Here is a 13,999-nt window from a genome sequence, read left to right as displayed (position 1 = left end):
GTTGTCCCGGCAGATCATGCGGCGCCGTGTCAGGCGGGCAAATGCACTTTCAGCAAGATGGCTGGTATTTTTGCCACGGGGTTACAGCTGCGAGCAGTTGCCCATCTGGCGGTAGTCCACTTCGCGGGTCTGGCCCTGGTGGTCGACGTAGACCATGTGTGCGGTGCCGACCTGGCAATCGGCGTCGTTGCTGGCCGGAGTGATCGAAATGACCTTGGCGATGTCCAGCGGCATGCCGTATTCGTAGGTGCTGGGGCTGTTGTCGGCGAAGGCGCCGAACGAGGCGAGGGTGGCGCTGAGGGCGAGCAGGGCAATCGAACGTTTCATGACAGGTACCTCATTTATTGCGGATAGCTAATGATCCATTCATTTGTGTTTCACAATAAATGGGCTATCCCGTGATAGATTCCTGCCTTTCATGTATGAATGAGAGTGCCTGCCCATGGACATGCTGCATGCGATGCGAACCTTCGCCCGGGTAGTGGAGTGCGGCAGTTTCGCCGGGGCGGCCCAGGCCCTGGATATTTCCGCCGCGCAGGTGTCGCGGATCGTCGCCGAGCTCGAGAACCAGCTGCAGACCCGCCTGCTGCATCGCACCACCCGGCGCCTGCGCATGAGCGAGGCGGGTGAGCGCTTTCTCGAGCGCACCCGGCAGATCATGCTGCTCACCGAAGAGGCGGTGGACGAGGCGCGCGGCGCCCACCTCACACCCCGTGGCCGCCTGCGCTTTCACTGCACCCATGGCCTGGGGCTGTTGATGATGCCGCTGGTGGCGCGCTACAACGCGACCTGCCCGGAAGTGGTGATGGAACTGACCCTGTCGCAGCGCAACCCCGACCCGCTGGCCGAGGGGCACGACGTGGTGATCACCATCGGCCAGGGCCTGCCGGACTCACAACTGATCGCCATCCCGCTGGGCAGCATCCACAGCATCCTGTGCGCCTCCCCGGATTACCTTGCCCGTCACGGCGTACCCGAGCGCCCCGAGGACTTGCACGGGCACGTCTGCCTGCGCACCGTCGACCCGCTGTTCGAGGAGGACTGGTCGTTCGAAGGCCACCCCGATAATTGCGTGATCGTGCCCCAGGACACCTTCCTCACCAACGTCGCGGACGCCATGCTCAAGGCCACCGAGCTGGGCATGGGGGTCGGCCTGCTGCCGTACTACTCGGCGAGCCAGGCGATGCAGGAGGGGCGCCTGTGCCGGTTGCTGGCGCCGCATCGGCTGCGCCAGCGCGAGATCTATGCGATCTATCCATCACGGCATTACCTGGACGCCAAGGTGCGTACCTGGTTGGACTTTCTCAAGGAGCAGCTGCCGTTGTTGTTTGCCGAGCACCAGCGCGTGGTGGACGAGCCCCGATACTGGCGGTGAAGGCCGTGCGCTTCGCGGGTCACCGGCTGTCCTGATCCTCGGCGCTGCCACCAGAAGCCCCGGCGCCGCTGCCGGTGGCTTCTCCGGTACTGTTGGAGCCGCCAGCGGCACCGTCGGCGGCGTCAGAGTCGGTACCGGTGTCACTGCTGTCGTTATCCTTGCCACCGGGGCTGTTTACGCTGCTGCCTTCACCAGCGGTCTTGCCTTGCTCGGAAGTGTGCTCTTTGTGCGTGCCGCTCCCGTTCATGTCGGTGGCCGCGAGGACGAGGGGGGCGGTGCTGCCCAGCATCAGGGCCAGCAGCAAGGCGAGGGGGCGTGGATTGACCATGATGAATCTCCTGTCGGATGACTGTCATGGTTGGGCTATCACGACAGCGCCAAGGTGCCCGTCAAGCGACGGGCGGTCCTTGGCGTCAGGCGTCAGTGGGCGTCAGGACGAGGCGCCTGTTGGCCCGGCATGGCATCCATCGCCTCCAGCGTCGGGTGCTCCTGCGCCGCGTGCATCAGGTCTTCGGTCACCCGTAGTTCCGCGCCGGTTGGCGAGAAGGTCGCGGTCGGCGCGAACGGCGCCGGGTGCTCCGGTGCCGGGCGCTTGCCGCGACGCCACAGGAAGAACCCGACCATGGCCAGGTTGATCACGGCGAAGGCCCAGAATAGCCCGACTTCGCCGTAGGCGGTCATCATCGGCGAAATGGCCAGTGGGGCCATGGCCGAACCCAGCGAGTTGATCAGCAGCAGCCCCTGGATCATCGGCACCAGCGCGTCGGCCGGGGCGCGGTCGGCGGCGCTGCTGACGGCCACCGGGTACAGCGCGAACACGCCGCCGCCGAGCAGGAACAGCAGTGCCGGCAGCAACACGGTGTCGGCTGGCAGCAGCACGATCAATACCGACAGCACGGTACACAGGGCGGCCAGGGCGATCAGCACGTCCTGGCGATCCTTGCGGTCGGACCAGCGCCCGACCGGATACTGCAGCAGCATGGCGCCGAGGATCACCCAGGCCATCATGTCGCCGGTCTCGCCGACGTCCAGGCCGATGCGTTGCAGGTACAGCGGCAGCAAGGCATAGATACCGGCGATGGCGACCCCCGAGCCGAAGCAGCCGACCAGCCCGGTCGGCGCCACGCCCAGCAGTTGCCGCGGCTTGAGCGGCTCGACCTGATCCAGCAGTGGCGATACCCGGGGCAGGATCACGATCGGCAGCACCGACAGCGTGGCGAGCATGCCGGCGACCATGAAAGGCGCGGTCTCGCCCCAGCCAGTGACCTCGCCCAAGGCGGCCTGGGCGATCACCCCGGCACCGTAGAAGGCGATCATGTACAGCGCCAGCAGACGCCCACGGATCTTTGCGTCACCGGCCAGCAGCAGCCAGCTCTCGATCACCAGGAACACGCCGACCGCCGCCCAGCCGTTGACCAGCCGCAGCACGAACCACCAGGTGGTGTCGTAGAACAGGCCTTGCAGCAGGATGGTCGCGCCGATCAAGGCGGCGAAGCTGCTGTAGGCACGGATATGACCGATGCGCAGGATCAGCCGGTCGTTGAAGATCGCGCCCAGGGTCAGGCCGATGAAGTAGGCCGAGGACACCACGCCGATCATGGTCGCCGATTCGCCGGCGGCGCCCAAGCGCAGGGTGGTCAGGGAAGACAGCACGCCATTGCCCAGGGCAATGATGAACAGGCCTAGCAGGGGGGCCAGCGCCATCGCCAGCAAACGCACAGACATAGTTACCTCAAGGTTGAAAAGCGCTCAGAAGCACCTTTTCGGCTGCACGTGCCGGACGGCGACGTACAGTGCGGCCTGGGCGGGATGCGAGCTTGGCAAGAGTCAACCGCGGGGCCTGTTGGGTGAAGGCCGGGCGGGGCGGTTGAGCCTGTGGCACATGCGCGATGTGTGAGGCACGGACGCGGTCTTTGCGGGGGCTTGCCACCGGTTGGGGCGACGGGCGAAAAGGAGGCGGGATTTTACGGCCTGCACAGGATTTGCCAAGAGGGAAAAGGCTGCGACGAGAGGCCGCAGGGGTCAGGCCGTTTTGCTAGCGACCAGCAGCAGGGATTGCGGCACCTGGCTCTGCGGATGTTGTGGCTCCTGCAGTTCGACCAGGTTGAAGCCCGCCAGCTCCAGTGCCTTCAGCCAGCTGCCGAGGGTGCGGAAGTACCATGGCATCGGGCGCCAGTCGCCGGCGAACCCGACGAATGACTCCTCGCGCCAGCCATCCTGGTAGTTGCCGGCGGCTGCCGTCCAGGGGTGCAGGGTCTGGATCAGCAGCGTGCCGTCGGGCCGCAGCAGATCCCGCATGGTGGTGAGCAGGGGAATGATGTCTTGCTGCAGCAGGGCGAAGTTGGCGCAGATCAGCTCATGATCGTGGCCGATGCCCGGCACGCCTGCGATCACTTGTTCATAGCTGGCCAGGTGGACCTGCGCCGAACCCGCTTCGCGTGCGGCGGCGACCAGGGTCGCATCGCCATCCACCCCGACCGCGTCGATGCCCCTTGCGGCCAGGGCACGGAGCAGCCAACCCTCGCCGCAGCCCAGATCCAGCACCCGACCGGGCTGGCGGCCGAGCACGGCCAGGAGTATCGCCTGGTCGGTGACCTGGCGGCGGGACTCGATGGCGCCGGAGCGTACGGCTTCGATCCAGGCCTGGGCGTTGTGCTGCCAGCTGTCCAGCAATAGGTCGGTAACCATGGTAATGCTCGGGGTCTAGTGTGGCTGTAGCATAGGCCAGTCTTGTGCGCGTGCCCCTTTGCTCTGCACACTGGCGCCTCTGGGAAGGAGCATGGCATGGCACTTGCGAAAGCGGATTTCACCACGCGCCTGCTGGTTGACGCGGGTATCGGCCCCGGCATGCGCGTGCTCGATGTCGGTTGCGGCAGTGGCGAGGTGAGTTGGCTGCTGGCCGGCCTGGTAGGCGACGACGGCGCGGTGGTGGGTATCGACCGGGCGGCCGGCGCCCTGGAGATCGCGCGCCAGCGTGACAGCCGCAAAGGGGCGGCGGTGCCTGAGTTCGTGGCTGCCGAACTGTGTGCGTTGCCCGCGACCCTGGGGTTGTTCGACGCCATCGTCGGGCGACGGGTACTGATGTACCAGGCGGACCCGGTCAAGGCGTTGCGCGCATTGGCGCGGCCCCTGCTGCCTGGCGGGCTGATGATCTTCCAGGAGCACGATGGCAGCCTGGCCCCGGCCAGCCAGGCGTCATTCCCGTTGCACCACAAGGCCCAGCAATGGTTGCGGCGCATGCTTGCCCATGAGGGGGCGGACTTGCAGATCGGCTTCAACCTGCACCGTGTGTTCAGCGAGGCGGGGCTGATGGTCGAGGACCTGCGTGCCGAATGCCTGGTGCAGACGCCCGACAACGCCTATCCGCTGGGCGAGATCATCCGCGCTTGCCTGCCGCGGATCATCGCCCATGGCGTGGCCACGGCGCGGCAGGTGGGGATCGACACATTGCAGGCGCGGTTGGATAGCGAGCGTCGACAGTCGCAGGCTATCTACATCGGCGATGTAGCCTTCGGTATTTGCGCGCGCAAGCGTTGAATCATGTAGTTTCCTTGCGTTAGGGGTCAGTGGTTGCTGGATCAATTCGGTACAGCTTTTGTAATAGTTTTGCGCTATCAGAAAATTCTGCTTCGATTGTAGGATCGTCGTCCCTAATTGTTATCAAGGTCCCTATGAGCACCTTCGCGGAGCCCCCCAGTCCCTGGCCTTCCCGGCCTTCCTTCCCCCGTCCTCGTGACGCATCCCCTGTGAGTACCCGCTAATGGAATGGCTAGCCGACCCCACGGCCTGGCTGGGCCTGTTGACGCTTATCGTCCTCGAGCTGGTGCTGGGTATCGACAACCTGGTGTTCATCGCCATCCTTGCCGACAAGCTGCCGCCGCACCAGCGCGACCGCGCCCGGGTGATCGGCCTGTCGCTGGCGTTGATCATGCGCCTTGGCCTGCTGGCCAGCATCTCGTGGATGGTGACCCTTACCGCGCCGCTGATCGAGGTGTTCGGCAAGACCTTCTCCGGCCGTGACCTGATCATGCTGTTCGGTGGTGTGTTCCTGTTGTTCAAGGCCACCATGGAGCTGCACGAACGCCTCGAGGGCCATGTCGCCCAGAGCGGCGGCGTGACCCGTCATGCCGCGTTCTGGCCGATCGTGGCGCAGATCGTCGTGCTGGATGCGGTGTTCTCGCTGGATGCGGTGATCACGGCCGTGGGCATGGTCGAGCATTTGTCGGTGATGATGATCGCGGTGATCTTCTCCATCGGCATCATGATCGTCGCCAGCAAGCCGTTGACCCGTTTCGTCAACGCCCACCCGACAGTGATCATGCTGTGTCTGGGCTTCCTGATGATGATCGGCTTCAGCCTTACTGCCGAAGGCCTGGGCTTCCATATCCCCAAAGGCTACCTGTACGCGGCCATCGGCTTCTCGCTGCTGATCGAGCTGTTCAACCAGCTGGCCCGTGCCCGCCGCAAGCGCAGTGTGCAGCAGCACCGGCCGCTGCGTGAGCGTACCGCCCATGCCGTGCTGCGCCTGATGGGCGGGCGCCGGGTGGAGGCTGACGAGGTGGGCGAGGAAATCGCCGACCTGGTCGAGGGTGGCGAAGAACAGGTGGTGTTCGATCGCCGTGAGCGGGTGATGATCAGCGGTGTGCTGAACCTGGCCGAGCGGCCGATCCGCACGGTGATGACGGCGCGGGCCAAGGTCGATGCCATCGACCTGTCGCAGCCGGCCGAAACCATCACCCAGGCGCTGGTCAACTCGCCGTACTCGCGCCTGCCGCTGATCCGTGAAGGTCGCATCGAAGAACCGCTGGGCTTCGTGCACAAGAAGGAGCTGCTCAAGGAGCTGCTGTCCGGCAGCCAGCCCGACCTGGAAGCCCTGGCCCGTGCGCCGCTGAACCTGCTGGAGAGCTTCAGCATCCTCAACGCCCTGGAGCAGATGCGCGGGCAGTCGACGCACATCGCCTTCGTGGTCAACGAGTTCGGTGACTTCACCGGTGTGCTGACCATGACCGACATTCTCGAGTCGATTGCCGGCGAGCTGCCGGACGCAAGCGAGGTGGAGGGGCCTGGCGTGGTCGAGGAGGCGGGTGGTTTCGTCGTCAGCGGTGCCTTGAACCTGGCCCAGGTCCAGGCGCGCACCGGCTTTGCCGCCCGTGCCACCGAGGATTACCAGACCCTGGCGGGCCTGGTGATGAGCCTGCTGGACCGCTTGCCGGTGGTGGGCGATCACCTGGCCTGGAATGGCTGGACCATGACCGTGGTGGCGGTGGAGGAGCGCCGGGTCCGCCAGGTACGCCTTACACCGAACGCCGACGCTGGCGCAGCAGGTGCTTGAAGCCTTCGAGCACCAGCACCAGCACGGCGGCCCAGATCGGCAGGTAGGTCAGCCACTGGTCGGGGCCGATGGTCTCGCCCAGTAGCAGGGCCACGCCCACCAGCAGCACCGGCTCGACGTAGCTGAGCAGGCCGAACAGGCTGAACGGCAGCAGGCGGCTGGCCAGCACGTAGGCGATCAGGGCGCAGGCGCTGATCGCCCCGAGCAGTGGGATCAGGCCGTACAGGCCTGGATGCTCGACCAGGTCGTTTGCCGACAGCGGGCCCTGGATGACGAAGTACAGGGCCCAGGGCAGTAACAGGCACATGTCGCACCACAGGCCGCCCAGGTGGTCGGTGCGGCAACGCCGGCGCAGGACGAAGTAGATCGGGTAGCCGATCATCACCACCACGGTTTCCCAGGCAAAGCTGCCGTGCTGGTACAGTTCGTGGCCAACCCCCAGCGCGGCAAAGCTCACCGCGACCTTCTGCAGGCGCGACAGGCGCTCGCCATAGACCACGCGCCCGGTCAGCACCATGGCCAGCGGCAACAGGAAGTAGCCCATCGATACCTCCAGGCTGCGCCCGTGCAGCGGCGCCCAGAGGAACAGCCACAACTGCACGCCCATCAACCACGAGGTGCCGACCATGCCGAGCAACAGCAGCGGCGTGCGGCGCACCCGCCCGAGCAGCTCGCCGACCCGCTTCCAGTCCCTGGATGCCAGCATGAACAACGTCAGGCAGGGCAGGGTCAGCAGGGTCCGCCAGCCGAAGATTTCCTCGCCGTCCAGGGGCTTGAGGAAGGAGGTATAGAAGTACATCACAGCGAACAGACAGGACGCCATGACCGACGAAACAATGCCTTTTGACACGAATGCCTCGGAAAACGGGAAGTGAGCGGGTGATTCAGCCGCGCATGATCTCAGGGGCACCGTCTTGCGGCAACTGCGAGCTGCCCGGGCGGGCGGCCAGGGCCAGCAGCAGTTCGCTGGCGGGCATGGGGCGGGCGAACAGGTAACCCTGCTGGAAGTCCACGCCATGGCGCGCGAGGTAGTCGCGCTGCACCTCGGTCTCCACGCCTTCGGCGACGATGCCCAGGGCCAGCTTGGCCGACAGTTCGATGATGGTGTCGAGAATGTGCTGGGACAGGGCGTCACCGCCGATCATGGCGACGAAGCTCTGGTCGATCTTCAGGTAGTCGACGTTGAACTGGCGCAGATAGTTGAGGCTGGATTGGCCGGTGCCGAAGTCGTCCAGGGCGATCATCACGCCCATGGCGTGCAATTTCTCGAACAGGTCAAGGGTTACCGGAGTCGGTTCGATCAGCTTGCGCTCGGTCAACTCCAGGGTCAGTACCACCCGCCCGGGCGGGAAGTGCTGGAGGAAGGTCTGGCAGTCATCGAGCAGGCCCAGGTCGCGGCAGTGGTCGGCGGTAATGTTGATGCCGATGTGAAAACCGTCCTCGAGCAACGCCGCGTGCGGCGCCAGGGCCTGGGCCGTGCGCAGCATCATGCCGCGGGTCATGGCGACGATCTGGCCGCTGTGCTCGGCGTAGGGGATGAACAGGTCGGGGCGCACCAGGCCTTCGCGGGGGTGCTGCCAGCGCATCAGTACTTCGACGCCGGCCCATTGGTAATCACCCTTGCGCACCACCGGTTGGAAGTACGGCAGGAACTCGCCGGCCTCCAATGCCCTGGCCAGTTCGGCACGGGGCGAACTGGCACGGCGGATCTGCCAGCGACAGGCGCCCCCGGCCACCGCTCCCAGCACCAGCAGCAGGCTCAACAGCGCAGGATAGCGTGAGCGCATCAGCTCGCCGGGCTTGTCGGGGCCAAAACCGCCGTGCACGCTGAACGGGTAGTGCGTGGAAGAGAACGTCACCGGCGCGCTGGCCGCAACCGGCGGCGTGCCGGCCCGCACCCGGCCGTCGGCGCCCATCCAGTGGTTGCCGACCTGCACTTGCAACTGGCCGTCCTTACCGATCAGGCGCAGGGCCGTGAGCAGGTGGCGGCCATCGACCGTGGCGATCGCCCCCTTGTCGCCCTGGCTGGCGCGGTAGGCCAGCAGCGGTTGGCCTGGTGTGACGGAGTTGCCGTCCATCAGCCACAACTGACCGTCGGTATAGTTGCTGGCGTCGACCGGCTCGTCGAAATCACCAAACAACGAGGTGCAATACAGGGTGTCACGATCGAACAGGTTGGTGGAACGCACGAAGGCATTGCGCGTGACTTCTATGCGCAATGCCAATTGCGCCTGTTCGCAGGGCCGGCCGGCCTTGGGCAGCAGGTGGTGGGCCGTGCTGGACAGGCTGTCGAGTACCGCTTCTATATGGACCACTACTTCGCGAGCCGTGACGCGACTGTCGGCGTCCAGCTCCTGGTCGATCTGCCAGCGCATCACCACCAGCCCGCACAGCAGCGGCAAGACACCGATCAGCCAGGGCAGCAGCGCGCGCCAGCTCCAGCGGGCAGGGCGTTTGGTGTTCAAGGGCATGCGCGGGTGGACCTTCTGCGAGGCGGTAGGTGATGCAGAGAATAGCCGTTTGTCGGAACAACCTGCGAACTAAAGCGCGACAAACAAATTTACGCACTGTAGAATCGGGTTACGAATACAACAATAAGGTTCTCCGCCTCCCGGGGAATCAAGCCCGCCGAGAATGGGTCCATATGACATACCATGGGTTCAAGCTGATCATTGGTGACTTCCTGGCCCGCAGCGTGCGCGGGATCCCGTGTTCACCACCACGCCATCTCCACATCGAAAGCCTGTAATCAACCGTTTTTCGCTGCAGATGAGGAAAAGAACATGGCAGATATCTTCGAAAACCCGATGGGCCTGGAAGGCTTCGAATTCATCGAGCTCGCCTCGCCGACTCCCGGCGTGCTGGAGCCGGTATTCCAGATTCTCGGTTTCACCAAGGTGGCTACCCACCGCTCCAAGAATGTGCACCTGTATCGTCAGGGCGGCATCAACCTGATCCTGAACAACGAACCCAAGAGCGCCGCCTCTTACTTCGCCGCCGAGCATGGTCCTTCGGTGTGCGGCATGGCCTTCCGCGTGCGCAACGCCCATGAGGCCTATGCCCGCGCCCTGGAACTGGGTGCCCAGCCGGTGGAAATCGAGACCGGCCCGATGGAGCTGCGCCTGCCGGCGATCAAGGGTATCGGTGGCGCGCCGCTGTACCTGATCGACCGTTATGAAGAAGGCAGCTCGATCTACGACATCGACTTCAAGTTCATCGAAGGCGTGGACCGCAATCCGGTCGGCGCGGGCCTGAAGATCATCGACCACCTCACCCACAACGTCTATCGCGGGCGCATGGCCTACTGGGCCGGCTTCTACGAGAAGCTGTTCAACTTCCGCGAGATCCGTTACTTCGATATCAAGGGCGAGTACACCGGCCTGACCTCCAAGGCCATGACCGCGCCAGACGGCATGATCCGCATCCCGCTCAACGAGGAGTCGTCCAAAGGGGCGGGGCAGATCGAAGAGTTCCTGATGCAGTTCAATGGCGAGGGCATCCAGCACGTGGCCTTCCTCACCGACGACCTGCTCAAGACCTGGGATGCGCTCAAGGGCTTCGGCATGCGCTTCATGACCGCGCCGCCGCAGACCTACTACGAAATGCTCGAGGAGCGCCTGCCAGGGCATGGCGAGCCGGTCGACCAGCTGCAGGCCCGCGGCATCCTGCTGGACGGTGCCTCCGAGGCCGGCGACAAGCGCCTGCTGCTGCAGATCTTCTCGGAGACCCTGCTGGGTCCAGTGTTCTTCGAGTTCATCCAGCGCAAGGGTGACGACGGCTTCGGCGAAGGCAACTTCAAGGCGCTGTTCGAGTCGATCGAGCGTGACCAGGTGCGTCGTGGTGTGTTGAGCACCGAGTAATCGGTCGAGCACACACTCGCGGGGCAAGCCCGCTCCCACGCCGGAAGGTCGCGGGAGCGGGCTTGCCCCGCGCTGCGTTGTGGCGAACCCTTACTGCTGCCTGCGCAGGTAGCCGATCACTGCTTCGGCGACCTTGGCGCTGGAGGCCGGATTCTGTCCAGTAATCAAGCTGCCGTCCTCCACCACATACGCCGCCCACGGGTCGTCCGCCTTGCTGTACTCCCCACCGCGAGCGCCAAGTTCGTTCTCGGTGAGGAACGGCACCACCTTGTCCAGCTCAACCAGTTTTTCCTCGGTATTGGAAAAGCCGGTGACCCTGCGCCCCTTGAGCAGCAAGCTGTTGTCGCTGAGCTTGATATTGAGCAGGCCCACTACCCCATGGCACACCGCGGCGACCGCGCCGCCGCGCTCATGGATACGCCGTGCCAATTCCTGCAATGGCTGGTTGTCGGGGAAGTCCCACATCACGCCGTGGCCACCGGTGTAGTAGATCGCGCTGTACTGGTCGGCCTTGACCTGGCCGGGGCTCAAGGTGGCGCCAAGGCGGTTCATGAACGCCTTGTCGTTGTACCATTGCCAGTCCAGGTCTGGCGCCATCTGCAGGCTGTGGGGGTCGATCGGTACATAGCCGCCCGCCGGGCTGACATAGTCGACGGTAAAACCCGCTTTTTGCACTGTGTCGACAAAGTGCACGGCCTCGCCCAGCCACAATCCTGTGGCGCGCTTGATATCGGGATACTTGGCGGTATTGGTCAGCACGACCAGGAGCTTCTTGTTCATGTGCGCATGCCCGTCGAATCCATGGGAAAACGTTTGGCCAGCAAGATCAAAAGCCATTTGAGCATAGCCCCCGCCACGCAATGCGCCATGGGCACGGGCGCTGTGCTAGGCTGCTGCAAAAGTCGGCGCACTACCGGGAGACGCCATGGACCAGGACACTTCCAGATTTATGCAGGCCGCCATCGACGAGGCCCGCAAGGGGCTCGAGGAAGGCGGCATTCCGATCGGCTCGGTACTGGTGCACGAGGGCAGGATCATCGGCCGTGGCCACAATCGCCGCGTGCAGCAGGGCAGTGCCATCCTGCATGGCGAGATGGATGCCCTGGAGAATGCCGGCCGGCAGCCGGCCTGGGTTTACCAGCAGGCCACCCTCTATACCACCTTGTCGCCCTGCGCCATGTGCAGTGGCGCAATCCTGCTGTACGGCATCAAGCACGTGATCATCGGCGAGAACGTCACCTTCATGGGCGAAGAGCAGCTGCTCGGCGACCGCGGCGTGCGCCTTGAGGTGCATGACGATGAAACCTGCAAGGCGTTGATGCGCCAGTTCATCGAAGCCAACCCAGAGCTGTGGAACGAAGATATTGGCCACTGACCTGGACACACGGGGGGCAGAGATCCAGGTCATTCATCTGGCACCGCCGTCATCTTCCTTGGCCGAGGTGGGCATGCCCATCGCCGGCTTCGACTGGAGCGCAACGCCGTTGGGGGCGTTGACCTCCTGGCCGCCCACCCTGCGCATCGCCGTCGACATGGTCTTGATGTCACCGTTTCCCTGTGCGTTGGTCTGGGGGGCGGCCCTGACGGTCATACACAACGACGCCTACCAGGCCCTGCTGGGCGGTGCTGTCGACCACCAGGGGTGTGCTTTCGACGCGCTCTGGGAGCAATCCTGGGAGAGCATGGGGGCAACCGTATTCAAGGTGTTGCAGGGGCAGGGTAGCCTGATCGAGGATGCCCCATTGCCGGTGCATCGAGAGGGTATCGCGGCGACGGCGTGGGTCACTGGCTGCTTCTCACCCATCCGCGACGACCAGGGGGCGATTGCCGGGTTCCTCCACGCGCTGATCGAGACTACTGCCAGTGTCGGGGCCAGTCACGAATGGCGCGAGCTGGCGCAGTCCTTCGAAGCGCGCCTGACGCAGTACCTGGCCGATCCAGAACATACCTGGCAGTTGTCGCCCGATGTAATGCTGATGCTCGAGGCCGATCTACGCGTGCGCACAGCCAACCCTGCCTGGCACCGCCTTCTGGGCTGGGGTGAGGCAACGCAGTTGCAAGTGGCCCTGCCCGAGCTGTTCCACCCAGCGGACCGTACCGAAGCGCAGCTGGCGCTGATGGCGCTTGTACAGGGCCGCGCCGCGCCGCCCTTCGAGGGGCGGGTTCGCCATAGTGATGGCCATTACCGCTGGTTCCGCTGGACTGGCAGCGCCAACCAGGCATTGCCGACACTGGTGGGGAGGGACATCACCGAGGACCGCAATGCGGTCCAGCGCCTGGCCGAGGCGGCGGTGCGCGACAGCCAGCGCATGGAGGGCGTTGTAAAGGTGGCGGGCGGGCTGGCGCACGAAATGAACAACGTACTGTCCGGCGTCGGCAGCAGCCTGGAATTGCTTGAACGACGCTTCGCCCAAGGGCGGATGGAACGCGTGGAAGAGTATGTGCGGATGGCCCGGGAATGCGCCCAGCGAGCCATCGGCCTGACCCAGAACCTGCTGGCCTTTGCCCGTAGCCAACCCTTGTCGCCCAACCCACTGAACATCAACTACCTGCTGCAGGACGCGGAGCCGATGCTGCGCCAGACCCTGGGCGCCGAGATAAGCCTGAACATGCAGCTGGATGTGGCGCCCTGGCCATTGCAGGTTGACCCGGATACGTTGCGCAACGCCCTTTTGCATCTGTGCAGCAACGCCCGCGATGCCTGCCTGGGCAAGGGTACGTTGACGATCCGCACCGCCAACGAACGGCTGGCGCAGCCCAGCGAGGGCGTGGCAGCCTTGCCGCCGGGGGACTATGTCACCCTGCAGGTCGAGGACGATGGCCATGGCATGAGTCGCGAGGACCTGGCACGGGTATTTGAACCGTTCTTCACCACCAAGCCGCTGGGGCAGGGGGCGGGCCTGGGGCTGCCCATGGTGCATGGCTTCGTGCAGCAGTCGGGCGGTCAGATATGGATCGAGTCGACGATCGACCAAGGCACGCGGGTCGTGATGATGTTCCCGCGCTACCAGGGGACGTTGCCGGAGAGTCCTGCTCGGGATGTACTGCCGCGACAGGTCCAGGGTGAACGCTTGTTGCTGGTCGATGATGAAGAAAACCTGCGTGGCCTGATGAAGGAGGCGCTGCTCGATTGCGGCTTCGAGGTGTGTGACGTGCCCGATGCCAACAGCGCGCTGGGGCAGTTCCGGCATGCAGGGCCGTTTGATCTGGTGATCACCGATATCGGCCTGCCGGGGGGCTTCAGCGGCCGCCAGGTGGCCAAGGCGCTGCGCATGATCGAGCCCGAGCAGAAGATCCTGTTCATCACCGGCTTCACCACCGATCCGGTGGAGCAGGCCCTGCTCGACGAGCCGGGCACGGCCTTGATGTTCAAGCCGTTCTCGCTGCAGATGCTGGTGGTGCAGATACAGCGCATGCTGCAGGCCTGAGGCG

13 protein-coding genes are annotated in these 13,999 nt (G+C 64.8%); 6 read left to right on the top strand and 7 right to left on the bottom strand.

Features of this window, described 5'->3' with window-relative positions; genetic code table 11:
* Positions 1 to 81: 81 nt before the first annotated feature.
* Positions 82 to 327 carry a DUF2790 domain-containing protein gene (locus tag CCOS191_RS14165; protein WP_046855760.1) on the bottom strand — a complete coding sequence of 82 codons (246 nt, stop codon included), beginning with the start codon at positions 325 to 327 and terminating at the stop codon, positions 82 to 84.
* A 115-nt stretch (positions 328 to 442) separates the two neighbouring features.
* On the opposite strand from CCOS191_RS14165, the gene CCOS191_RS14160 reads away from it, so the two are divergent.
* Positions 443 to 1,375 (top strand): LysR family transcriptional regulator, encoded by a 933-nt coding sequence (locus CCOS191_RS14160; RefSeq protein ID WP_046855759.1) that lies wholly within the window; start codon positions 443 to 445, stop codon positions 1,373 to 1,375.
* 19 nt (positions 1,376 to 1,394) lie between these two features.
* Here CCOS191_RS14160 and CCOS191_RS14155 read toward each other — a convergent pair whose 3' ends face one another.
* The 3 genes from CCOS191_RS14155 to CCOS191_RS14145 form a co-directional block, all read right to left on the bottom strand.
* Positions 1,395 to 1,703: a hypothetical protein gene (locus tag CCOS191_RS14155; protein WP_046855758.1), complete on the bottom strand. Its 309-nt coding sequence runs from the start codon at positions 1,701 to 1,703 to the stop codon at positions 1,395 to 1,397.
* 92 nt (positions 1,704 to 1,795) lie between these two features.
* Positions 1,796 to 3,100 (bottom strand): MFS transporter, encoded by a 1,305-nt coding sequence (locus CCOS191_RS14150; RefSeq protein ID WP_046855757.1) that lies wholly within the window; start codon positions 3,098 to 3,100, stop codon positions 1,796 to 1,798.
* 297 nt (positions 3,101 to 3,397) lie between these two features.
* On the bottom strand, positions 3,398 to 4,063 hold the full coding sequence (locus CCOS191_RS14145) for a class I SAM-dependent methyltransferase (RefSeq protein ID WP_046855756.1): 666 nt from the start codon (positions 4,061 to 4,063) through the stop codon (positions 3,398 to 3,400).
* 96 nt (positions 4,064 to 4,159) lie between these two features.
* Between CCOS191_RS14145 and CCOS191_RS14140 the strand changes: the two genes are divergently transcribed.
* The gene (locus CCOS191_RS14140) at positions 4,160 to 4,912 is read left to right on the top strand and encodes a methyltransferase domain-containing protein (protein ID WP_046855755.1); all 753 of its coding nucleotides are present in this window, start codon (positions 4,160 to 4,162) and stop codon (positions 4,910 to 4,912) included.
* 223 nt (positions 4,913 to 5,135) lie between these two features.
* On the top strand, positions 5,136 to 6,707 hold the full coding sequence (locus tag CCOS191_RS14135) for a TerC family protein (RefSeq protein ID WP_046855754.1): 1,572 nt from the start codon (positions 5,136 to 5,138) through the stop codon (positions 6,705 to 6,707).
* Here CCOS191_RS14135 and rarD read toward each other — a convergent pair.
* A complete protein-coding gene (gene rarD, locus CCOS191_RS14130; protein ID WP_046855753.1) occupies positions 6,670 to 7,557 on the bottom strand; it encodes an EamA family transporter RarD in 888 nt (295 codons plus the stop codon). The two genes, CCOS191_RS14135 and rarD, sit on opposite strands and share 38 nt — an antisense overlap.
* A gap of 34 nt (positions 7,558 to 7,591) precedes the next feature.
* Positions 7,592 to 9,178, bottom strand: coding sequence for an EAL domain-containing protein (locus CCOS191_RS14125; protein ID WP_046855752.1), 1,587 nt, complete (start codon positions 9,176 to 9,178; stop codon positions 7,592 to 7,594).
* Positions 9,179 to 9,490: 312 nt separating this feature from the next.
* Between CCOS191_RS14125 and hppD the strand changes: the two genes are divergently transcribed.
* Positions 9,491 to 10,567, top strand: coding sequence for a 4-hydroxyphenylpyruvate dioxygenase (gene hppD, locus CCOS191_RS14120; RefSeq protein ID WP_023629687.1), 1,077 nt, complete (start codon positions 9,491 to 9,493; stop codon positions 10,565 to 10,567).
* Between the two features lie 90 nt (positions 10,568 to 10,657).
* Here hppD and CCOS191_RS14115 read toward each other — a convergent pair whose 3' ends face one another.
* A complete protein-coding gene (locus CCOS191_RS14115) occupies positions 10,658 to 11,347 on the bottom strand; it encodes a type 1 glutamine amidotransferase domain-containing protein (RefSeq protein WP_046855751.1) in 690 nt (229 codons plus the stop codon).
* Positions 11,348 to 11,492: 145 nt separating this feature from the next.
* Between CCOS191_RS14115 and CCOS191_RS14110 the strand changes: the two genes are divergently transcribed.
* Complete coding sequence (locus tag CCOS191_RS14110; RefSeq protein ID WP_156177588.1) at positions 11,493 to 11,942, top strand: nucleoside deaminase; 450 nt, start codon at positions 11,493 to 11,495, stop codon at positions 11,940 to 11,942.
* Positions 11,943 to 12,015: 73 nt separating this feature from the next.
* Positions 12,016 to 13,995 (top strand): hybrid sensor histidine kinase/response regulator, encoded by a 1,980-nt coding sequence (locus CCOS191_RS14105; RefSeq protein ID WP_082120520.1) that lies wholly within the window; start codon positions 12,016 to 12,018, stop codon positions 13,993 to 13,995.
* Positions 13,996 to 13,999 lie beyond the last annotated feature (4 nt).

Origin of the sequence: Pseudomonas sp. CCOS 191, assembly GCF_001007005.1 — a bacterium.
Taxonomy (GTDB): Bacteria; Pseudomonadota; Gammaproteobacteria; order Pseudomonadales; family Pseudomonadaceae; genus Aquipseudomonas; species Aquipseudomonas soli.
The sequence above is the reverse complement of the archived record's forward strand: the minus strand, read 5'-3'. Positions and strand labels throughout refer to the sequence as shown.

What these genes read in the sequence shown, in the direction of transcription:
- CCOS191_RS14150 (WP_046855757.1), bottom strand. Translation starts at nt 3,100, where the DNA reads ATGTCTGTGCGTTTGCTGGCGATGGCGCTGGCCCCCCTGCTAGGCCTG.
- CCOS191_RS14115 (WP_046855751.1), bottom strand. Translation starts at nt 11,347, where the DNA reads ATGAACAAGAAGCTCCTGGTCGTGCTGACCAATACCGCCAAGTATCCC.
- CCOS191_RS14105 (WP_082120520.1), top strand. Translation starts at nt 12,016, where the DNA reads ATGCCCATCGCCGGCTTCGACTGGAGCGCAACGCCGTTGGGGGCGTTG.
- hppD (WP_023629687.1), top strand. Translation starts at nt 9,491, where the DNA reads ATGGCAGATATCTTCGAAAACCCGATGGGCCTGGAAGGCTTCGAATTC.
- CCOS191_RS14165 (WP_046855760.1), bottom strand. Translation starts at nt 327, where the DNA reads ATGAAACGTTCGATTGCCCTGCTCGCCCTCAGCGCCACCCTCGCCTCG.
- CCOS191_RS14160 (WP_046855759.1), top strand. Translation starts at nt 443, where the DNA reads ATGGACATGCTGCATGCGATGCGAACCTTCGCCCGGGTAGTGGAGTGC.
- CCOS191_RS14135 (WP_046855754.1), top strand. Translation starts at nt 5,136, where the DNA reads ATGGAATGGCTAGCCGACCCCACGGCCTGGCTGGGCCTGTTGACGCTT.
- CCOS191_RS14125 (WP_046855752.1), bottom strand. Translation starts at nt 9,178, where the DNA reads ATGCCCTTGAACACCAAACGCCCTGCCCGCTGGAGCTGGCGCGCGCTG.
- CCOS191_RS14110 (WP_156177588.1), top strand. Translation starts at nt 11,493, where the DNA reads ATGGACCAGGACACTTCCAGATTTATGCAGGCCGCCATCGACGAGGCC.
- CCOS191_RS14140 (WP_046855755.1), top strand. Translation starts at nt 4,160, where the DNA reads ATGGCACTTGCGAAAGCGGATTTCACCACGCGCCTGCTGGTTGACGCG.
- CCOS191_RS14155 (WP_046855758.1), bottom strand. Translation starts at nt 1,703, where the DNA reads ATGGTCAATCCACGCCCCCTCGCCTTGCTGCTGGCCCTGATGCTGGGC.
- CCOS191_RS14145 (WP_046855756.1), bottom strand. Translation starts at nt 4,063, where the DNA reads ATGGTTACCGACCTATTGCTGGACAGCTGGCAGCACAACGCCCAGGCC.